Below are 17,383 nucleotides of genomic sequence, written 5' to 3' on the forward strand. Positions count from 1 at the left end.
AAGCAAGGAGACGCTCAAATGACCAACCTCGCGAGACGCACGCTGCTGCGCGCCGCAGCCGCCGCGCCGATAGCCGGTGCACTGGGTTTTCCGGCGATCGTACGCGCGGCCTCCGGCCCGGAGTTCGTGTTCAAGTACGGCAATAACCTGCCGCTCACGCATCCGCTGAACATCCGCTCGCAGGAAGCCGCCAATCAGATCAAAGAGGCGTCGAAGGGGCGCATGGAGATCCGGATATTCCCTAACAACCAGCTCGGCGGCGACACCGACATGCTCGCGCAGGTGCGCAGCGGCGGCATCGAAATGTTCACGCCGTCGGCGCTGGTGGTCTCGACGCTCGCGCCTTCGGTGGCCATCAACGCGGTGGGCTTTGCCTTCGCCGACTACAACCAGGTGTGGGCGGCGATGGACGGCAAGCTCGGCGCCTATGTGCGCGCGGCCATGCAGAAAGCCGGGCTGGAGTCGTTCGAAAAGATGTGGGACAACGGCTTTCGCCAGACCACCACGAGTACCGGCCCGATCACCAGCGCGCAGAACATGCGCGGTCTGAAGATTCGCGTGCCGGTGAGCCCGCTGAGCATCGACATGTTCAAGGGACTCGGCGCCGCGCCCACCAGCCTGCAATTCAGCGAGGTCTATTCGTCGCTGCAAACGCATATCGTCGACGCGCAGGAAAACCCGCTGCCGATCGTGCAGGTCGCCAAGCTCTACGAAGTGCAGAAGTTCTGTTCGCTGACCAACCACATGTGGGACGGCTACTGGTTCGTGCTGAATCCGCGCGCGTGGCAACGTCTGCCGAAAGACCTGCAAGGCATTGCCAGCGACGCCTTCAATCAATGCGCCATCAAGCAGCGCGAAGACGTCCGCAAGCTCAACGATGCCGCGGTGGCCGATCTGCAAAGCAAGGGTCTCGCGATCAATCGTCCTGCACCGGACACGTTTCGCGCCGCGCTGCGGCAAGCGGGTTTTTACGCCGACTGGAAGAACAAGTTCGGCAACCAGGCGTGGGATCTGCTCGAACAGTCGGTCGGCAAGCTGGCCTGAGCGTGGCGCACACGGACGGTCATGAAGCACAGCGCGGCGTTGGGTCGCGAGGAGGGGCGGGCATGTCGAATCACGCATTGAATCCGGCGCATCCGGCGGATAGCGGCGTCGCGTCGCACGCGGCGAGTTTGCCGCGGCGTCTGCTGAGAATCTTCGATCGCGGACTCATCGCGCTGGTCGAAGTGTGCGCGGCGGCGCTGCTCGCGGTCGAAATCGTCGTGATGCTGGCGGGCGTGGTGTCGCGCTATGCGCTGCATCAGCCGCTGGTGTGGTCCGATGAACTGGCGGGCATTCTGTTCCTGTGGCTCGCCATGCTCGGCGCCGTGCTCGCCTTGCGGCGCGGCGAACATATGCGCATGACGGCGCTCGTCAGCCGTTTGTCGCCCGAGCGGCGCGCGTTCGTCGATACGCTGGCGATCGCCGCGTCGGTTGCCTTGCTCGCGCTGCTGGTCGCGCCTGCCTACGACTACGCGTCCGGCGAAGCGGCAATCGTCACGCCCGCTTTGCAGATCAGCAATGCATGGCGCGCGCTTGCGTTGCCCATCGGCGCCGGTCTCATGCTGCTGGTCGGCCTGATCCGGCTCGCGCAGGTGAGCCGTGTGCGCGACGTCGTGATCGTGCTGGTGATTGCCGCGTTGCTCGGCGCGGTCGCCGTGTTCGCCGGGCCGTGGTTCCAGACGCTCGGCAAGGCGAACCTCGTGATCTTCTTCGTGGGCGTGGTGGCGATCGGCATTTTCTCCGGCGTGCCGATCGGTTTTTCGTTTGCGCTCGCCACCTTCGGTTATCTCGGTCTCTCGACCTTCACGCCGCTCGAAGTCGTGGTGGGTCGTATGGACGAAGGCATGTCGCACCTCGTGCTGCTCGCCGTGCCGCTGTTCGTCTTTCTCGGCCTGCTGATCGAAATGACGGGCATGGCGCGCGCGATGATCGAGTTTCTCGCGAGCCTCGTCGGGCACGTGCACGGCGGCTTGTCGTTCGTGCTGATCGGCGCGATGTATCTGGTGTCGGGTATTTCCGGTTCCAAGGTCGCGGACATGGCGGCCATCGCGCCGGTGCTGTTTCCGGAGATGAAAAAGCGCGGCGCGTCGGAAGGCGACCTCGTCGCGCTACTGGCCACCACCGGCGCGCAGAGCGAAACCATTCCGCCAAGCATCGTGCTGATCACCATCGGCTCGGTGACGGGCCTGTCGATCTCGGCACTGTTCACCGCTGGCATGCTGCCCGGCGCCGTGCTGGCGCTGATTCTCTGCGTCGTGGTGTGGTGGCGCTATCGCAAGGAAGACCTGAGCGGCGCGCAGCGTTTCAGCCGGCAGCAGATCGCGCGTCTTTTCATCGTGTCCGTCCCGGCGCTCGCGTTGCCGTTCGTGATCCGCATGGCCGTGGTCGAAGGCGTGGCGACCGCCACCGAGGTATCGACCATCGGCATTGCGTATTCGATGGTCATCGGTTTGCTGGTGTATCGCCGCTTCGAGTGGCGGCGTCTGGGTCGCATGCTGGTGGATGCCGCCACGTTGTCGGGCGCGATCCTGTTCATCATCGGTTGTGCGACTGCCATGGCGTGGGCGCTCACGCAGTCCGGCTTTTCGCAGGACCTCGCGCAACTGATGGGCGCGATGCCGGGCGGCGCATACGGTTTTCTGGCGGTGTCGATCGTGGTGTTCGTGATGCTCGGCAGCGTGCTCGAAGGCATTCCCGCCATCGTGCTGTTCGGGCCGCTGCTGTTTCCGATTGCGCGGATCGCGGGTGTCAACGAAGTGCATTACGCGATCGTGGTGATTCTTTCGATGGGCGTGGGTCTGTTCTCGCCGCCGTTCGGCGTGGGCTACTACTCCGCGTGCGCGATCAGCAAGGTCAATCCGGATGCGGGCATGCGGCCTATCGTCGGCTATATGGGCGCGCTGATCGTCGGGCTGATCGTGGTCGCGGCAATTCCCTGGATCTCTATCGGCTTTCTTTAAACCGTCTCTACGGGTTCGTTAGCGGGCGCTGCGCTGCAGGATGCAGCCGCGCCGGGGCGACGCTCGTCTTTCAAAACTGTGCAGCATGGGGAGAGTTTCATGAGTCGTTTCTTTGGCGAGATCCGTCAGGCAGGCTACGTGGTGCGCGATATCGAGGCCGCCATGGACTACTGGAGCCGCGTGCTCGGCGTCGGTCCGTGGTTTTACAACGAGCGCGTGCCGATCGAAAACTACACGTATCGCGGGCAATCGTACGAGGTGCATAACTCGGTGGCGCTCGCCAATTCGGGGCCGTTGCAGGTCGAACTGATCCAGACCCGCAACGACGCGCCTTCCATGTACCGCGATTTTCTCACCGCGGGCCATACCGGTTTGCAGCACAACGCGTACTGGACCACGTCGTTCGACGAAGACCTCGCGCGTCTGCAGGAACAGGGCTTCAAGGTGGCGATGAGCGGCGAGGTGGGACGCAATGGCCGCTTCGTGTATTTCGACACCGAGAATCATCCCGGCACGGTGATCGAACTCTCGGAAGTGGCCGGGCCGAAGGGCAAACTGTTCGACATGATCTACGCCGCGTCGCGCGACTGGGACGGTCGCGAACCCGTGCGCGCGTTTCCGGATCTGAGCACGCTATGACCCCATCGACGCCAACGCAAACGCCCGGCGACGACTGCCTCGAAGCCGACTATCTGATCGAGACGCCGCTCGATCCCGCGCGTGTCGCCGACGTGATGGCGGGCGAGCAATCGAGCGGTACGTTCGTACGCGTCGCCAACGAAACCGACGCATTGCGGGCACGCAGTCGCGCGAGCGTATTACGTATCGACGAACTCGAAGCCGTCGCGCAACCGAGCTTGCCGAACGCGTGGCTCGCGCGCCAGGGCGCGAGCGGACCATGGCGGCGCGCGCGCGTGACCTTGTCGTTTCCAATCGCCAATATCGAAGCCAATCTGCCGACGCTGGCCGCGACCGTCGCGGGCAACCTGTACGATCTCGGCGAAGTGACCGGCATGCGTTTGCTGTCGATGCGCTTGCCCGCGTCCTATCGTCGGCGCTTCGAACTGCCGCGTCACGGCGCAGCGGGCACGCGCGCGCTGACCGGCGTGACGGGCAGACCGATGATCGGCACCATCATCAAGCCGAACGTCGGACTCACCGCCGCGGAAACGGCGGCGCTGGTCCGCGACCTGTGCGAAGCAGGCGTCGATTTCATCAAGGATGACGAAGTATCGGCGAACCCCGCCCACGCGCCGCTCGCGGAGCGCGTGCGCGCCGTGATGGACGAAATACGCCGGTATCGCGAGCGGAGCGGCCGCGCCGTCATGATGGCGTTCAACATTACCGACGACCTCGATGCGATGCGCCGGCACGCGGAACTGGTGGAACGCGAAGGCGGCAGTTGCGTGATGGCGAGCATCAACTGGTGCGGATTTTCGGCCATCCAGTCGTTGCGACGCTCGACGCCGCTCGTGCTGCACGCGCATCGCAACGGCTACGGCATGATGTCGCGCGACCCTGCGCTCGGCATGTCGTTTCAGGCGTATCAAACGCTCTGGCGTCTTGCCGGTGTCGATCATATGCACGTGCATGGACTCGCCGGAAAATTTGCGCAGAGCGACGCCGAAGTGATCGAATCGGCGCGCGATTGCGCGACGCCGCTCGCCGCCGGTTGCGACGACACGGTCTTGCCCGCATTTTCGTCGGGACAGTGGGCCGGCACCGTGCCGGCGACGTTCGACGCCGTGCGCTCCACCGACCTGTTGTTCATGTCGGGCGGCGGCATTCTCGCGCATCCCGATGGTCCCGCTGCGGGCGTTAATAGCGTGCGTCAGGCATGGGCGGCCGTGCAGGACGGCACGCCCTTGCCGGTCTACGCGCAACGGATGCCGGAGTTGCGCCGCGCGCTGGAATTCTTCGGTGCTCGCGCATGACGAGCAGTGAGGTCGCGACAGTGACAGCGCCGCAAAACCAGGGCCCCGCCTACGCGTTCTACGGCGACGACTTCACCGGCGCCACCGACACGCTCGCGCATCTCGCCCGCGCCGGCTTGCGCGCCATGCTGTTTCTCGAACCGCCCGACGCCGCCCGTCTCTCGATGATGGGACAACTCGACGCCGTCGGCGTGGCCGGTGCGGCGCGATCCATGCCGCCGCACTTGCAGCGCGAAGAGCTCACGCGAATCGGCGCGGCGTTCGCGACGCTCGGCGTGAGCGTGATGCACTACAAGGTTTGCTCGACGTTCGACAGCGCGCCGCACGTCGGCAGTATCGGCGAAGCGGTTCGCACACTGCGCGAGGTTTGCGCGAATCCGCTGGTGGCGATCATCGGCGGACAACCGAATTTGCGGCGTTACTGCGTATTCAGCGAGTTATTCGCGGCGGCCGGTGCCGACGATCGTCCCGAGTCGATCTATCGGATCGATCGTCATCCGACCATGAGCCGGCATCCCGTCACACCAATGACCGAAGCGGATCTGCGCGTGCACCTGCAGCGGCAAGGTCTGCAAAACGTGCAATCGATCGACTGGCGCTGCTATGCGCGCGGCGGAGCCGCACTGCACGCCGAGGTGCAACAACGGCTCGACACGAAGCCCGACGCGATACTCTTCGACGTGCTCGACGACACCCATCTCGCCGCGATCGGACACGAGATGATGCGTCGCGCAGCTGCGCAGGCGCCGCTTCTTGCCGTGGGCGCGAGCAGCGTGGCGCAGGCCTATATTGCCGGTCTCGCGGCAAATCGCGCTGAAAGCAGCGGCGATGTTGTCGACGTTCCGGAAGCCAGCTCGCCTCGTTCGTTGGCGCGTGCGCGCAGTCCCGTGTTCGTGCTGGCCGGCAGCCTCTCGCCGTTGACCGAAGTGCAGATCGCTGCCGCGCATTCTTATCTGCGAATTGAAATCGATCCGCAGCAAATGACGGGCGATGCCGCCGGGCACTATCTGACATCGCGCGCCGCCGCGATAGCCGGACCGCTGCGCGACGGGCGCAACGTGCTCGCCTACACGGCGCGTCGAAAGGAAGCCGATGGCGGCGCGTTGCCGCAACTCGCCGATGCGTGCGCCGACTTGTTGCAGCGCGTGCTCGATAGCGTGAAGCTGACGCGTATCGGCATCGCGGGCGGCGACACGTCGAGTATCGCCGTTCGCTCGCTCGATGCGTGGGGGCTGTCGTATCTCGCGCCGCTGTCGGCGGGCGTGACCGTGTGCCGTTTGCACGCCGATCGCGGCGACCTCGACGGCCTGGAGATCATGCTCAAAGGCGGCCAGATGGGCGATGCCGATCTTTTCGAGCAATTGCTGAACGGAGACGGCAGCGCGTAAATCGCGAACCGTCCACAATGCGCGGCAATGCGTGGCACGTCAGCCGTTATCCGCGAAGCCGGGATACAAGGTCATGCCGCCGTCCACGAACAGCGTCGTGCCGACCACGTAGTCGCTTTCATCGGACGCGAGCCAGACCGCTGCTTTGCCGATATCGTCCGTTTCGCCCACGCGTCCATAGGGAATCAGCCGCAGCAACTTTTCGAGCGCGGCATCCGTGTCCCACGCGTCTTTGTTGATCGGCGTGCGGATGGCACCGGGCGCGATCGAGTTGACGCGAATGCGTTCGGGCGCGACTTCCTGCGCGAGCGATTTCATGAACATCTGAATGCCGCCTTTGGACGCCGCGTAGTTGACGTGCCCCGCCCATGGAATCACTTCGTGAACCGAGCTCATGCAAATGAGTTTGCCGAGCGCTTTCGACACGGGACGCGGACCGCGTCGCCGGAATTCGCGCACAGCCGCCTGCGAGGTGAGGAACTGGCCGGTAAGATTGGTGGCGAGCACGGTTTGCCAGTCTTGCAAGGTCATGTCTGCAAAGGCGCTGTCTTTCTGCAAACCCGAATTGGCCACCACGATATCCACGGTGTCGAAGCGCGCGCGACACGCGTCGAACATGGCGTTCACTTGCGCCGGATCGGACACGTCGGCTTGCACCGCGATGGCGGCGCCACCGGCACGAGTGATCTCCTCGGCGAGTTGTTCCGCGGCTTCCGCATGCGAGTGGTAATTGAGCACGACCGCCGCGCCCGCTTCTGCCAGCGCCTTCGCCACGCCATAACCGATGCCGGAACTGGCGCCGGTAATCAAGGCAACCTGGTTATCGAGCAGCTTTTTCATCGTGTTCTCCGGCCTGACTTCATGGAAGTTCTGCTGGCGTCACCATCGGGTGATCGCCGACGTACAGACATGATGAGGCCGCCGGAAACCGTGCAGGATTCTGCATGGATAGCCGGCGGCCCTTAAACCTTAAGCACGTGCGTTAAACGCGTTAAGCGTCGAGCGACGTGCCTATATCACACCCATCACGAGGAGCACGATCACGACGATCAGCACGATACCGAGACCGCCGGTAGGCGCATAACCCCACGAGCGGCTGTGCGGCCACGACGGAAAAGCACCGATCAAAAGAAGAATCAGCACAATCAGAAGAATAGTTCCCAACATATATGACCTCCGCCTGGTTGATTGGACCTGCCTTGTCACGAACGCCACGCATGTAGCGCCGTTGAGCGCGTCTACGTAAGGCAGTATCGATGTTCCTGTTGAGCAAACCGTGTGCCCAAGGCGGAGATGCATGGCGCCAAACGTCGGTTGATAGCGTGTCGAGACTTATGCTTTTGCCGCGCGGCCCTTTGCAACCGCCGCTACAGCGAGGTCCGCGACAAAAGCGAAGGCCAGCGCCGTTGCGCCGCAAGCGAAAATCAACGCGTAGTTGTTGTGCGTGTGCGAGAACAGATACGAGTAACCATAGCCGCCGATTGCCTGAAACAATGCAAAGGCCGTGGTGGCACGACTCCATGCCGCGCGTTGTTCCACATGGTCGTGCGGCACGAGTTCATGAACGCGGCCGAGCACGAGCGGCACGATACCGCACGTGAACATGCCAAGAATGACGGTAGCCGCCGCCAGGACATAGGCATTCGCAGACAACGCGAGCAGCGCCACGGCCACGCCCTGCAGAACCAGACCGATGCGATAGGCGCGGCCGAAGCCGATGCGATCCGCGACATTGCCGCAGATCACCGGACCGACGATCGCCGCGAGCCCGTACAGCACCCAGTAGTTCGCGCCGAGCGCGGCGCCGCGTCCCAGACCACGCGCGACGTAATCCACCAGCAACACCATGGCCGGCACGAGACCGAGCGCGTTGGCTGCATATTGGCCGTAGAGCACGCGCAAGCGCAGGTTGCCGTGACCGTGTGCGTGCGCGTCGTGCGACGCAACCACCGGCGCCGGCGGATTGGCGGACGGCCAGCCGAACCAGCTCACCGCCGTCAGTACGAGCGCGAGAACGCCGAGGCCGGTCCACGCTGTTTGCAAGCCGAAGTGCAGCAGCCTGGGAATCAGCGTGCCGGATGCGGCGATGCCGAGACCGAGTCCGAGAAAGATCATGCCGCTCACGAAACCGCGACGCGGCGCCGGGATGTGCGGCAGGATCGACGTGGCCACCAGCACCATGATGGCGCCGCCCGAGATACCCGACAGCAGCCGCCAGAAGAAGAACCAGCTGACCGACAACGGATAGGCGCAGGCGAAGAAAGCGGCCGTGACGACCACCATCAGCATGCGCAGCGCGCGGCGGTTAGTGAGGGCCGAAGCCAGTGGACGCCCGATCAGCGCGCCGATCAGATAGCCCGCGAAGTTTGCCGCGCCGAGCGTGACCGCTTGCGACGACGTGAACCAGTGCGCCTGAATCAGCGAAGGAATCAACGGCGTGTAGGCAAAGCGCGCAAGACCGATGGCGACCAGGCTGCCGCACAATCCGGCGAGGGTTGCGAAGATCGCGTGCGCATCGAGCGAGTTCGACGTGGAGGGTAAAGCTGAGGGTGTCGCGGACATGACGATTCCTTTACCGGCGCGCGTGCTGTTGGCAGCGTCGCCGGATGTCGGTTGGCAATGAGTGAAGGCGCCTCGTGGGCGCGTGAATCAGACGGCGGGGTCTGGGTCGGGTAGCGGCGGCAGGCCGAGTAGCTGCAAGGCGGGTGCTATCGCGGCGACCAGTACCGCGCGTTCCGGCAGCACACGCACGAGCACGCGGATGCCGATCAGCACGGCGAGCAGATTGGTGGCGGCCTCGTCTGCGGAAACCGTGGCGGATTTTTTGCGCCCGAGTACCGCCGATACGCCACGAAGGAAAAACTCGCGAATCACGGTAAGTTCTGTTGCGACCGTCTGACGAAATGCTTCGTCATCCGAAGAAATTTCCAGCGCCGAGTTGACCAGCATGCAACCGCGCTTTTGCGGATCGGCGATTGAGCGGTCGATGATCTCGTGAAAGAACATCGTGACGCCTTGCTCCGGCGACAACGTGCTTTCCAGACGGCTAATCCGTTCGCGTACCGAATGGTCGAGATAGTGTTCCATGGCGCGCAGATACAGACCGCGCTTGTCGCCGAACGCGTTGTACAGGCTCGGCTGGCTGAGTCCCGTGGACTGAACCAGGTCGCGCGTCGAGGTGGCCTCGTAGCCTTTGCTCCAGAAAGCCGCGCTGGCCGCTTCGAGCACCTCGTTTTCATCGAATCCGCGGGGTCTTGCCATGGTGATGTCCTTTCCAACGCCGCCACGAACGGTTTTGTGGCAGTCGATATAGAAACGGATTATATATCGACCGCCACAAAACGCAAGCGCGAGCTTCGGGACGTGGAATCAGACTTCGAGAATGCGGAATCGCTCCAGCGTGTCGATCTGGAATTGCAGGCAGCGCGCGCGGTATTCGCGGCACAGCCGTTCTGCCGTGGGGCCGTCCGCTGCGCGAATCGCTTCCAGCACGGCGCGGTGTTGCGGCGCCGGCATTTCGGTGAGCGCCGCCAGACGCAGCGTCAGGTCGCGCACGCGGCGAATCTGGTCCCAGCATTCGTTGACGATTTGCGCGAGCCGCGGATTGCCGCCCAGTTTCAGCAAATGAGCGTGGAAGGCTTCGTCGCCGAGGGCCCAGGCGGGCGCGTCGTTTTTGGCGAGCGCCCGGTCCATGGCGTTGCAGGCCTGATCCAGCGGAGCGAGATCTTTGACCCGCAATCCGGCCGTGGCCGCGATGCCGGCGGCGGTCGCTTCGAGACTGGTTTGCACCTGGCAGATTTCTTCGATGTCCGTGAGCGACACCTGACGAACCCGGATGCCATGACGCGGAATGATCTGCAGCAGGTTTTCTTTCTGCAGACGCACCAGCGCTTCCCGAACCGGCGTGCGGCTCACACCAAACAGACTGACCAGATCGCGCTCGAGCAACTGCATGCCCGGGCGAAATTCATTGCTGAGGATTTTCGCGCGGAGTTGTTGATACACCGAGTCGGTGGATTTTTCGCGCAGCGTGGTCATGGGAGTGTTTCTGTCTCGCCGACGGGTTGGAAGCGTCTTTGCCACCTTTGCCACGCAAGGGTGGGTAATGGGGACTCATTATAAGACGGCCATGGCATTTGCCTGCTCTCGCGTGCCCGCCGCGTGCCGCTGATGCGCTGCATATAGGTCGCGCACGCTCCGCTGAAGCGCGTTTGTCGCAGCGCACAAACGTACCTTTTCCGGCCGCGGGCGAACGAGGGCGTTACGGGCAACGTTACGTAACGGCCGTGTTCCGCCGCGCCGTTTCGCGTATTTTTTGCCGCTCCCTGTCAGCCCTCTGAAAACGCAAACGTCCATTGGATAAGGGTTTGCCAGAAGCACGCGCAAATTTTCAAACGGAATTGCCGAATTGGCACGCTTGCTGCTTTATTGGTTGCGCGGTGCAAAAGACTGACAACAACAGTAGCAAGTAGTAGCGAGCTTTAGCGTCAACGACCGGCCTGGTCGGGGGTTATCAGGCCGGTCTCCTCAATCCGCAGAAGCGCCTCGATTCCCGCCAGAATCCGGGCGCGCCTGTGCGATGCCGTAGTGCCCGTTTGACTGGGGCGCGCGCGGCCTGCCGGTTTATCCCCCAAAGCTTTTTCCAGTGCGTCCGGTTGAATCGGACGGCACGGGTTGCGAATTCCAGATTGATTGTATTGCGCGCTTCTTCGCGTGCCGGGGCGGTGTTGTTCTCGCGAAGAGCGTGGCGGTTGAAGTACTGAGAGATCCGGGTTGTTCGGGCAGAGAGAACCCGGGCAATTCGACAAGAACGTTTGGCGCGAGAGACCAGCGCGGGGGAAGAATGGATACGGCTAATTTTGCGCAGCAGAGAAGAACAATTCCGGGGTTGCAAAGCCTGATTGCACGTCTGCTCGACGTGATGCTCGTCGTACTCGGCGCGCTGGCTGCGTCGCACGTGCGTTTCGAAGACATCGCGCAAAGCCGGATCGATACGGCATTCGTCGCGTTTGCGACGGCTTTCACGCTGGTTCTGTTTCCGCTATTCGGGGTGTATGGATCGTGGCGCGGACGGGCCATGCTGCGCCTGACGAGTCAGGTGTCGCTGGCGTGGCTGGTCGTCCAGGGTTGCGGACTCGTGCTGATGTTCTCCCTGCATCGCACGGATTATGTCTCGCGTCTCTGGTTCGCCTATTGGACCGCGCTTAGCGGCGGCGCGTTGATCGTGTCGCGACTTGCCGTGCATACCGTACTCGGCCGGCTGCGGCATGCCGGTATGAATCTGCGCCGGGTCGCGGTGGTGGGTTGCGGCTCGCACTGCCATCAGGTCGTGCGCAATATCGAAGGCTCGTCGACGAGTGGCTTCCGCGCAGTGGCCGCGTTCGACGTGCGTCCGGTGATTGGCGCGGCCGGTTCCGGCGTGCCCGTCTACGACGACATCGAAAAATTCGCCGCCTATGTGCGTTCGCACGATGTCAGCGAATTGTGGCTCGCCTTGCCGCTTTCCGAAGAGCGTACCATCGCGCGCTTCGTGAACGCGTTCCGCGACGACCTCGTGAACGTGCGCTTCGTGCCCGACATGCGCAGCGTCGCCCTGTTCGACAGCGGCATGATCGACCTGATCGGCATGCCGGCCATCAACCTGGTGGCGTCGCCGGTGTCCGCTCGCGCGCTGGTGAAGAAAGAGATTTTCGATCGCGCGTTTGCCGCGTGCGCGCTGCTTGCGCTTGCACCGCTACTCGTCGTGATCGCGCTTGCCGTGAAGTTCTCGTCGCGTGGCCCGGTGTTTTTCAAGCAAAGGCGCAAAGGCGCCGACGGCCGCATCTTCCACATCTACAAGTTTCGATCGATGCGTCTGCATGCAGTCGAAGCGGGCGTGATCAAGCAGGCCACGCGCGACGATCCGCGCATTACGCGAGTCGGCGCGTTCCTGCGACGCACGAGTCTCGACGAGCTGCCGCAATTCATCAACGTGTTGCGCGGCGATATGTCGGTGGTCGGTCCGCGTCCGCACGCGATCGAACACGACGAGCTTTATCAGAAGGTGGTGAACGGCTACATCCACCGCTACCGGATCAAGCCCGGCATTACCGGATGGGCGCAAATCAACGGATTCAGAGGGGAGACGGACCGGATCGAGAAGATGCAAGGGCGCGTCGAACACGATCTGTATTACCTGCGGAACTGGTCGTTCGGGCTCGACATGCGGATTGTCGCGGCGACCATCGCGAAGGGCTTGAGTCATAGCAACGCGTATTGATAACAGCAAACAATAAAAACACATGGCCATGAAATTACGCGGACAACAACCCCGAACGGCGCCGAGCGCGCTGGCACTCGCTGCGGCTTTGGTCTTTTCCGCATCGGCGCACGCAGCCGACCCGGCGCTCAATGCGCTCGGCCAGGCCGGCGGTCTGGTGATTCCTTATGCGTTCGCGCTGCCCGAGGGCACCGTGGAAGCGCAGTACAACAACTACATCGACCCGCGCTACGGCAAGAAGGCGACCGCTGCGCAAATGTACTGGGGCGCAGTAGGTTTGCTGCCCTATGTCGAAGTGTCCGGCGGACTGGCGAACTATCCGGCCGACGTGCACGCGCCGTTCAGCAACGCCGATCACTTTCTGTTCCGGCACCTGATGGGCGACGTCAAACTCGAAGTGCCGAAGTTCTTCAAGTACCAACCGAGTATCGCGTTCGGCATTAGCGATATCGGCGGCCAGACGCACTTCTTCCGCTCGAAGTACGGCGTCGTGTCGCAAGCGTTCGGCCCGCTTTCGCTGACAGCCGGTTACGGACAGGGCGATCGCATGGACGGCGTGTTTGGTGGCGCCCAGCTTTCGCTGTGGAATACCGGCTTGTCGCTGCTCGCCGAAGACGATTCGAAAACGCCTTATGCCGGCGTGCGTTATCAGTCGCCGCGAATCAGCTGGCTGGCCGATGCGAATGTGATCGGTACGTTCATGCGAGCCGTGCGCTCCACGAATGGCGTGTCGCCGCGGACCTCGTTTTCGGTCGGCATCCAGATTCCGTTGGGCAAACGCTTTAGCAGCGCGCGTTGCGCGAATGGACTGTGCGAAGGCCCGCAAGTGCCGGTTGCACAAAGCGCCGATGCCGCCGATGACGAACCGATTCGCCTTGCCAGCCTGCGGCCCGTGAATATGCCGTCGACGTACGCCAGCGACAGTTCGCTGGCCGCCGCGCCGATCACGTATGTGCCGCCGCTGCAGTCGTACGCGTCCGTCATGTTGAGCGACGTGACGGCGGCCAAGGCGTCCGAAGCGCAGTCGCCGGCAATTCCTGAAGCGCTCGATACCGCCGCGCTCGACGAGATTGCCGCACAACTGTTCGCCGCCGGCCTCGAGCGCGTACGAGTGGGGATGAGCGGACGCGACCTCGTTGTCGAATACGAAAACCATCGCTACAACCAGAACGAAGCCGACGCGCTCGGTATCGCACTCGGCGTGGCGAGCGTCAACGCACCGCACGGCACCGACAAGATTCACGTCGTCATCAAGAAGGCCAACGAGCCGCTGGGCGAAGTGACCGTCGACCGCGATGCGTTCGCGCAATTCGTGGCCGGCGGCGCACCGACCGCGGCAAGCGCCTCGCTCACCATGCGGTCGCGTCCGACTTTCGATGCCGACTCGATTGCGTGGCACGGCAACGAACATACGCACGGACTCACGCGTATCCAGATCGAACCGATTGTGAGCTACCTGTACGGCACCGAGTACGGCAATTTCGATGTCTCGCTCGGCGCCAACATCGAAGGATTCGTGCCGCTGTGGCGCGGCGCCGAGCTCTACGCAAGCTATATCGCGCCGATCTACAACACGAAGAACATGGACGACGGCCGCGTGTTCAGCAACTACCGTCTTCGCGGCGGCCTGAACGCCGTCGCGCTTGCGCAGAGCTTCTGGATCATGCCGCAGGTGTTCAACGTCGCGTCGGTCGGGAAGTTCGATTACTCGTATGTCGGCGTGCAGAACGAAACGACCGTCTTCGTGCCGGGCCGCCCCGACCTGATCCGTTTGCGCCTGGCTTACCTGCACCACGAACCCGGTCACGACACCCTGCCGAGCGAGAAAAATGCGCAGCTGACGTATCGCTGGGTGCAGCCCGCCTGGAAGCTGTGGATCGAAGCGGGCGTTGCGCGCTTTGTCGGTGGAGACAAGGGCCCGGTGGCGACGCTGACGCGCTGGTTCGACGATGTTTCCGTGAGCGTGCACGGCGAGCACAGCGGGCAAGGCTCGTTTGTCGGCGCGGCGGTGAGCTTCCCGTTGACGCTGCGTCAAGGCATGAAGCCGGGGATCAGCCAGGTGTACGGCTCCGAGCAGTTCGCGCTCGACTTCCGCACACGAGTGGGATCGACCAACTATCTGACGGCGAACGCCGCGGAGAGCATGAGCTTTCCGTATAGCACACAACAGTACTTGTTGAATCAGGGCCGCTTTAGCGGGGAGTACTTCTCCACGCAGCTTTACCGGATGCGCGACGCGTATCTGCGTTATGGCCGGCCCGCTGACGAGCAATCGGAACCGAAGCCGCAAGTGAGCGTGCCTGCCGTCTCGACGGGCGCCGCGCTTTCACACGGCGTCTGCGGAAAGGGCTTGCAGGGTGTAGGCGACGGACAGGCATTGGTGCCGGTCAATTGTTGATGACTTTCTTTGGAGATGAGCGATGAAGCTTCTTAACGGCGCCAAGCTGCGCACACTGCAGTTCGGAACAGTGGTCCTTGCAACCAGCGCGCTGGTTGCCTGCGGCGGAGGCGGTAGCGGCAGCGCGCCGGGTGCGACCGTGAGCGGCACGGCTGCGAAAGGCGCGGCACTGGCCAATGCGAGCGTGACGCTGACCTGCAAGAACGGCGCGGGCAGCGCGACGGCGGACGCCAACGGCGCGTATAAGGCGACCTTCCAGTTCGACGGTCCTTGCGCGATCACTGCATCCGGTGGCGGCGTGACGGTTCACTCGTTTGCGGCAGGTGCTGGCACGTACAACGTCACGCCGCTGACGGAATTGCTGTTGAGCTACCTCGCCGGCCAACTCGGCACGACGGTGAGCGGCTTGCTGTCGGGCATCTCGTCGAACCCGAATTATCAGAACGCGCTGGCTAGCAGCACGGTCGTTGCCAATGCGCAGGCTGCCGTGGTGACGCTGATTCAGAAGACGTATGGCATCACGCTGTCGTCGTCGTCGTTTTTGACGGTGTCGTTTACGCCGGGGACGGCTGGGGCGGATGCGGATCTGGAGACGTTGCTGGCCGCAGGGGCAATTACGAGCGACGGGCAACCGGCACCGGCGCTGGCGGCTGCTGCGCTGGCGGCAGGAGCGGCATCCCCGATTTCCAGCGGTAGCAATGGTTCGACCGGTGGCACTGGCGGCACGGGTGGCTCCGGAACGGTCACGAAATAAATCTGCTGAGCACGCGCATGCTTCTAGTGATGCGCGTGACTTCGCGAACCATGATTAAGGCGGAACGGACGCCGAAACGCTGGCTTTTCTTCGGCAAATGGCAACCTCATCATTGAAGGACGCGTCTTGAATCTGGCTTTCATGATTATTGCGCATCACCGATTTGACTTTCTAGATCGCCTGCTAGGCGCGATCGAATGGCCGCATTCGGAGCGCTATATTCACGTCGATGCGAAAGTCGCAAGCCTTCCATCGCTGCAGCATCGAGCTGTGTTCGCTAGTGAAAGGATCGACGTGAAGTGGGGCGGCTTTTCACAAGTGCAAGCAACTTTGTCGTTGATGCGCACAGCGGTCGCTAATCCCGACCATGACTACTTTTTATTGCTTAGCGGAGTCGACTATCCTGTCCGTCCGGTAAGCGAGTTAATCGAATTCCTGTCTGGACACAGAGAGGACTGTATCAACATGACTGAATTCGGTCGGCTCGGCAAGTCGATCGACCGTTTGCTTGTGCCGTTTGACGAACGCGGCAGCGAAAGATGTACAGGATTTCACGCCTCATTGCTGCGCTACAAAAATCGGCTGTTCGAGCTTCTGTATCGAGTGACAAAGCTGCGTAGACGGTTACCCGAGGGAACTGCGCTCACGGATTTCCGTGCTGGTTCACAATGGTTTGCCCTGACACGGAAAACCGTTGAGTCAATACTTTGCTACGTCGATGAACATCCTGAGTATGTGGAATTTTGCAAGCGAGCGAAGATTCCGGACGAATTCTTCTTCCAGTCGGTGATTCATTTCTGCGGATTAAGCGCGAGTTGCCGTCCTAACCTGCACTACGCCGATTGGCAAAAAGGGCCGCCGCCTTATCCGTCTGAAATATCGGATATTCATCTCGAGGATTTGAAAGAGGCTTGCGTGCTTGAAGACGGCTATGGCGCAATGCGCCCCGTATTCTTTGCCCGAAAGTTTGGCGAGGCATCGGCCAATGTGCTGGCGGAGCTTGATATGAAAAACTTAAGCTTGAGCAATATCTGTCAATGACTGCTACGCAGGGAAATACCACCTTCGTTACTTGCTTCGACTAGCAGGACGCATGCGCTTCGCTTTTTCGTAGCCGGCATCCCACCTCCGTCTCAGCGTTTGCGAATTGTATGGGTTACCGCCTAAGTCCTGTTCATATGCCGCGAGTCCGGCCTTAAAGGCGCGCCGCTTTTGAGCACGCCGAGCTAGATGCGCGCGAAACATTGGAACCCATAACAGCAGAACTAGAGCAAGCATAACTGCAGCAGAGATAACAACCTCTTTCATGAATTCTCCGGGTGGATTCTGTTTGCAGTACAAAACAATGGTGCGGCGCAAAGATCGTAGCACTTCTTATGCCATTTCCATATGTCTGCGGTGAGCGGTCGGCAGAATTTTTAGCCCGAGAGAGATGATCGTGTCTAAACCGCTGGCGGCCTCGCTTTGACATTGTGGTCACGATAGCTTTTTCTACGCGTTGAAAGCGATCCTCATTCGGAATAGAACACGCTATATCGCAAGGCATTGGACTTTTTTCCGAATCAACCATTTTCCGAGGTGTAATACATGAACCTGACGATCATCGGTAGTGGCTACGTAGGCCTCGTGACGGGCGCCTGTCTGGCCG

14 protein-coding genes are annotated in these 17,383 nt (G+C 62.2%); 9 read left to right on the top strand and 5 right to left on the bottom strand.

Annotated features, from left to right (window positions below; translation table 11 throughout):
- The first annotated feature begins 18 nt into the window (after positions 1-18).
- From P3T18_RS30840 to P3T18_RS30860, 5 genes are all read left to right on the top strand, one after another.
- Positions 19-1,044, top strand: a complete 1,026-nt coding sequence (locus P3T18_RS30840) for a TRAP transporter substrate-binding protein (RefSeq protein ID WP_429303740.1) — start codon at positions 19-21, stop codon at positions 1,042-1,044.
- Between the two features lie 62 nt (positions 1,045-1,106).
- Positions 1,107-3,002, top strand: coding sequence for a TRAP transporter large permease subunit (locus P3T18_RS30845; protein WP_429303741.1), 1,896 nt, complete (start codon positions 1,107-1,109; stop codon positions 3,000-3,002).
- A 99-nt stretch (positions 3,003-3,101) separates the two neighbouring features.
- Positions 3,102-3,641, top strand: coding sequence for a VOC family protein (locus P3T18_RS30850; RefSeq protein ID WP_429303742.1), 540 nt, complete (start codon positions 3,102-3,104; stop codon positions 3,639-3,641).
- Positions 3,638-4,936, top strand: a complete 1,299-nt coding sequence (locus P3T18_RS30855; protein WP_429303743.1) for a ribulose-bisphosphate carboxylase large subunit family protein — start codon at positions 3,638-3,640, stop codon at positions 4,934-4,936. Before P3T18_RS30850 ends, P3T18_RS30855 begins: the two co-directional genes overlap by 4 nt.
- Positions 4,933-6,324: a four-carbon acid sugar kinase family protein gene (locus P3T18_RS30860; RefSeq protein ID WP_429303744.1), complete on the top strand. Its 1,392-nt coding sequence runs from the start codon at positions 4,933-4,935 to the stop codon at positions 6,322-6,324. The genes P3T18_RS30855 and P3T18_RS30860 overlap by 4 nt, the downstream gene beginning before the upstream one ends.
- Positions 6,325-6,363: 39 nt before the next feature.
- On the opposite strand, the gene P3T18_RS30865 is transcribed toward P3T18_RS30860, so the two are convergent.
- The 5 genes from P3T18_RS30865 to P3T18_RS30885 form a co-directional block, all read right to left on the bottom strand.
- A complete protein-coding gene (locus P3T18_RS30865; protein WP_429303745.1) occupies positions 6,364-7,164 on the bottom strand; it encodes an SDR family oxidoreductase in 801 nt (266 codons plus the stop codon).
- 171 nt (positions 7,165-7,335) lie between these two features.
- Positions 7,336-7,491 carry a DUF3309 family protein gene (locus P3T18_RS30870; RefSeq protein ID WP_429303746.1) on the bottom strand — a complete coding sequence of 52 codons (156 nt, stop codon included), beginning with the start codon at positions 7,489-7,491 and terminating at the stop codon, positions 7,336-7,338.
- A 165-nt stretch (positions 7,492-7,656) separates the two neighbouring features.
- The gene (locus P3T18_RS30875) at positions 7,657-8,886 is read right to left on the bottom strand and encodes a YbfB/YjiJ family MFS transporter (RefSeq protein ID WP_429303747.1); all 1,230 of its coding nucleotides are present in this window, start codon (positions 8,884-8,886) and stop codon (positions 7,657-7,659) included.
- Between the two features lie 87 nt (positions 8,887-8,973).
- Positions 8,974-9,585: a TetR/AcrR family transcriptional regulator gene (locus P3T18_RS30880; protein ID WP_429303748.1), complete on the bottom strand. Its 612-nt coding sequence runs from the start codon at positions 9,583-9,585 to the stop codon at positions 8,974-8,976.
- 108 nt (positions 9,586-9,693) lie between these two features.
- Positions 9,694-10,362, bottom strand: coding sequence for a GntR family transcriptional regulator (locus P3T18_RS30885; protein ID WP_429303749.1), 669 nt, complete (start codon positions 10,360-10,362; stop codon positions 9,694-9,696).
- Between the two features lie 841 nt (positions 10,363-11,203).
- Here P3T18_RS30885 and P3T18_RS30890 point away from each other — a divergent pair.
- From P3T18_RS30890 to P3T18_RS30905, 4 genes are all read left to right on the top strand, one after another.
- A complete protein-coding gene (locus tag P3T18_RS30890; RefSeq protein WP_429303768.1) occupies positions 11,204-12,583 on the top strand; it encodes an undecaprenyl-phosphate glucose phosphotransferase in 1,380 nt (459 codons plus the stop codon).
- A 22-nt stretch (positions 12,584-12,605) separates the two neighbouring features.
- Positions 12,606-14,981, top strand: coding sequence for a YjbH domain-containing protein (locus P3T18_RS30895; RefSeq protein WP_429303750.1), 2,376 nt, complete (start codon positions 12,606-12,608; stop codon positions 14,979-14,981).
- A gap of 22 nt (positions 14,982-15,003) precedes the next feature.
- Entirely contained in the window at positions 15,004-15,735 is a 732-nt protein-coding gene (locus tag P3T18_RS30900; protein ID WP_429303751.1) for a carboxypeptidase regulatory-like domain-containing protein, read from the top strand.
- A 126-nt stretch (positions 15,736-15,861) separates the two neighbouring features.
- Complete coding sequence (locus P3T18_RS30905; protein ID WP_429303752.1) at positions 15,862-16,776, top strand: beta-1,6-N-acetylglucosaminyltransferase; 915 nt, start codon at positions 15,862-15,864, stop codon at positions 16,774-16,776.
- The last annotated feature ends 607 nt before the right edge of the window (positions 16,777-17,383 follow it).

Source organism: Paraburkholderia sp. GAS199, from assembly GCF_050436585.1.
In the GTDB taxonomy this organism is placed as follows: Bacteria; Pseudomonadota; Gammaproteobacteria; order Burkholderiales; family Burkholderiaceae; genus Paraburkholderia.